Origin of the sequence: Streptomyces sp. NRRL B-24572 (assembly GCF_002156145.1) — a bacterium.
Classification (GTDB): domain Bacteria; phylum Actinomycetota; class Actinomycetes; order Streptomycetales; family Streptomycetaceae; genus Streptomyces; species Streptomyces vietnamensis.
On record NZ_MWIG01001034.1, the window covers coordinates 1 to 3,928 of the forward strand.

The 3,928-nt window shown below is 75.5% G+C and carries 2 protein-coding genes; one reads left to right on the forward strand and one right to left on the reverse strand.

The genetic code is table 11. The features are described 5' to 3' along the window. Nucleotides 1-2,935, forward strand: a 2,935-nt coding sequence (locus CCN56_RS39800; protein ID WP_086832448.1) for a helix-turn-helix transcriptional regulator, incomplete at its 5' end; no start/stop codon positions are given. A gap of 4 nt (nt 2,936-2,939) precedes the next feature. Here CCN56_RS39800 and CCN56_RS39805 read toward each other — a convergent pair. Next, nucleotides 2,940-3,928 (reverse strand): sorbosone dehydrogenase family protein (locus CCN56_RS39805; RefSeq protein ID WP_086832449.1); only part of this gene is annotated, 989 nt, incomplete at its 5' end.

Here is a 3,928-nt window from a genome sequence, read left to right on the forward strand (position 1 = left end):
CCGCGCAAGCGCGGGAGAGCCCCAGGCCCTGCTCATCGGCGGCGAGGCGGGCGTCGGCAAGACCCGGCTCATCGAGGAGTTCCTCGACACGGCCCACGAGCAGGACGCCGTCGTCGCGCTCGGCGGCTGCGTCGAACTCGGCGCCGACGGCCTGCCCTTCGCGCCCTTCTCCGCCGCTCTGCGCGCGCTCCGCCGCCGCCTCCCCGACGAACTCACCGCCGCTGCCGACGGCCACGAGGGCGAACTCGCCCGCCTGCTGCCCGAACTGGGCGACCCCGGCAGCCACGAGCCCGCCGACGAGGACTCCACCGCCCGCCTCTTCGAACTGACCGTACGGCTCCTGGAGCGGCTCGCCGCCGACCGTACGATCGTGCTCGTCCTGGAGGACCTGCACTGGGCCGACGCCTCCACCCGGCACCTGTTCACCTACCTCCTGCGCACCCTGCGCCGCGGCCGGATCGTGGTCGTCGCCAGCTACCGCGCCGACGACATCCACCGCCGCCACCCGCTGCGCCCCCTCCTCGCCGAACTCGACCGGCTCCGCACCATCCGCCGCATCGAACTCTCCCGCTTCACCCGCACCGAGGTGCACCGCCAGCTCACCGGCATCCTCGCCGCCGAACCCGACCCCGGACTCGTCGACGAGGTCTTCGAACGCTCCGACGGCAACGCCTTCTTCGTCGAGGAACTCGTCGTCTCCCACGAGGCCGGCTGCGCGGTCGGCCAGCTCAGCGACTCCCTGCGCGACCTGCTCCTGGTCGAGACGCTCCCCGAGGCCGCCCAGCGGGTCGCCAGGATCGTCGCCGAAGGCGGCTCCACCGTCGAGTACGGGCTGCTCGCCGCCGTCTCCCAGCTCCCCGAGGACGAGCTCATCGAGGCCCTGCGGGCCTGCGTCGGCAAGAACATCCTGCTCGCCGTCCCCGACGGCGAGGGCTACCGCTTTCGCCACTCCCTCGTCCGCGAGGCCGTCAGCGACGACCTGCTGCCCGGCGAACGCTCCCGCCTCAACCGGCGCTACGCCGAGGCCCTGGAGGCCGACCCCGGGCTCGTCCGCCCCCACGAGCGGGCCACCCGCCTCGCCACGTACTGGTACCACGCGCACGACCCGGAGAAGGCCCTCCCCACCGTGCTCCGGGCCTCCGTCGAGACCCGCAAGCGCCACGCCTACGCCGAGCAGCTCAGCCTCCTCGAACGGGCCATGGAGCTGTGGGACAAGGTGCCCGGCGGGGTACGGGACTCCCTGCGGCCCATCGACCACGCCGACGCCTACCCCGCCTGCGGCTGCGAGCCCGAGACCTCGCTGCGCTACCTCGACCTGCTCGCCGAGGCCGCCGTCGCCGCCCGGCTCGCCGGAGAGCGCGAGCGGGCCGCGAAGATCTGCCGCACGGCGCTCCGGATCCTCGACTTCGAGGAGAACGACCCGCTGCGCGCCGCCTGGTTCTGGACCGAGATGGCCAGGCTCCAGTCCAACCTCGGCAAGGGCGACGGCTGGCCGGAGATCGCCCGCGCCCAGGAACTCGTCAAGGGCCTCCCGCCGTCCGCCGTCCACGCCACCGTCCTGGTCGGCGCGGCCGGCTGGGGCATGCTCCGCAACCCCGGCCCCGAGGCGCTCGCCGCCGCCGAACGCGCCGTCGAGTACGCCCGGTTCGTCAAGGCCGAGCCGATCGAGCTGAACGCCCGGATCACCCTCGGCACCATCATGGTGTCGGCCGGGGACACCGAGGGCGGGCTCGCCACGATCCACGAGGCACGCGAACGGACCATCGCCCTCGGCCAGTACCACGAGGCCGCCCGCGCCCATGTGAACCTCTCCTCCTCCATGGAGGCGATCGGCCGCTCCCGCGAGGCCGTGGAGATCGCCATCACCGGCATCGAACTGGCCCGCTCCCGCGGCCTCGTCGACAGCGCCGGCTGGATCCGCGCCAACCTCGCCGAGTCGCTCCTCGCGCTCGGCGAGTGGGACCGGAGCAAGGAGGAGGCCGAGCTGCTGCTCCGCTCCGGGGCGAGCAGCACCAAGCCGGGCGGCACGGCCCTGCTCCAGCTCGCCCACCTCGCCACCGCCCGCGGCGAGTCGGCCAGGGCCGCCGAGCACCTCGCCGAGGCCCGTACGCGCTACGGCACCCGCGACCCGATCCCGCAGTACACCCTGCCCACGGCCCAGGCCGAGATCGCCGTCGCAGCCGCCGAGGGCCGCCTCGCGGACGTACGGGAACAGCTCGCCGCCACCGCGGAGACCGGCTTCCCGCCCGGCACCCACCGCTACGGCTGGCCCCTCGTGCTCACCGCGATCACCGCCGAGGCCGACAGCCGCGGACTGCCCGCCGCCGACGAGGGCCGCGCCGGGGCAATCGCCCTGGTCCGCCGCTGCGTCCGCGGCCTCGCCACCCCGGCCCCGGTCTGGGAGGCCTACTCCCGGCAGGTCTCCGAGGAGCTCGCCCGCGCCGAGGGCCGCGAGACCGCCGCCCGCTGGGCCGAGGTCGTCGCCGCCTGGGAGCCGCTGGAACGCCCGTACCAGCTGGCCCGTGCCCGCCACCGGCTCGCCGACGCCCTGCTCGTCGAGGGGGGCCGCCGCGAGGAGGCCGCGGACCTGCTCCGCGAGGCCCACGCCACCGCCGTCCGCCTCGGCGCCCGCCCGCTCCGCGAGGACGTGGAACTCCTCGCCGCCCGCGCCCGCCTCTCCCTCGCCCCGGAGAAGCAGGCCCCGGCGCCGGCCGAGCCCGGGGAGGACGGCTTCGGCCTGACGCCCCGGGAGCAGGACGTGCTGCGCCTGGTCGCGGCCGGCCGCACCAACCGTCAGATCGCCGAGGAGCTGTTCATCTCGCCGAAGACGGCCAGCGTCCACGTCTCCAACATCCTCGCCAAGCTCGGCGTCGCGGGGCGCGGCGAGGCCGCCGCCCTGGCCCACCGCCTCCACCTCCTCGACACGCCCCTCTGACCCCTCACCGCACCTCAAGGCGGAGGATCCGGTCGTCCCCGGGGCCGGGCGTGCCCCGGGTGTCGGTCTCGCTGGTCACCAGCCAGAGCCGGCCGCCGCCCGCCGCGAGGACCGTGCGCAGGCGCCCGTACTCGCCCGTCAGGAACGCCTCGGGCTCCCCGGACCGTTTCGCGCCGGAGACGGGGACGCGCCACAGCCGCTCGCCCCTGAGCGCGGCCATCCAGATCGCGCCCCGCGCGTACGCGATGCCGCTCGGGGAGGCCTCCGAGGTCGGCCACTGGGCCACCGGGTCCGTGAACCCGGCCCGCCCGGCCCGGCCCTCGACCTCCGGCCAGCCGTAGTTCCGCCCCGGCTCGACGAGGTTCAGCTCGTCCCAGGTGTTCTGCCCGAACTCGGCCGCCCACAGCCGGCCCTCCGGGTCCCAGGCGAGCCCCTGCACATTGCGGTGTCCGTACGAATAGACCACCGAGCCCGGGAAGGGATTGCCCGGCGCCGGCCGGCCCTCCGGCGTCATCCGCAGGATCTTCCCGCCGAGCGAGGCCCGGTCCTGGGCCAGACCGGTCCGGCCCGTCTCGCCCGTCCCCGCGTACAGCATCCCGTCCGGCCCGAACGCGATCCGTCCGCCGTCGTGCACCAGCCCCTTCGGGATGCCGGTGAGCACCGGCTCCGGCGGGCCGAGCCGGTCGCCCCGCCCGCCGCCGTACCGCATGCGCACGATGCGGTTGTCCGAGGCGGTCGTCAGGTACGCGTACACCCGGCCGTCCCGGACCGCGAGCCCCAGGAGTCCGCCCTCACCGCCGGGGACCACCCCCGGCACCTCGCCGAGGAGGGTCTTCGCGCCGGTCCGCCCGTCGACCCGGGTGACGGTCCGCTCGTCCCGCGAGGAGACGAGCAGATCGCCGCCGGGCAGCTCGGCGAGCCCCCAGGGCGACTTCAGGTCCTCGGTGAGCGTGCCCACCACCGCCACGCGCCCGGCGGTGGTGGGCACGCTCA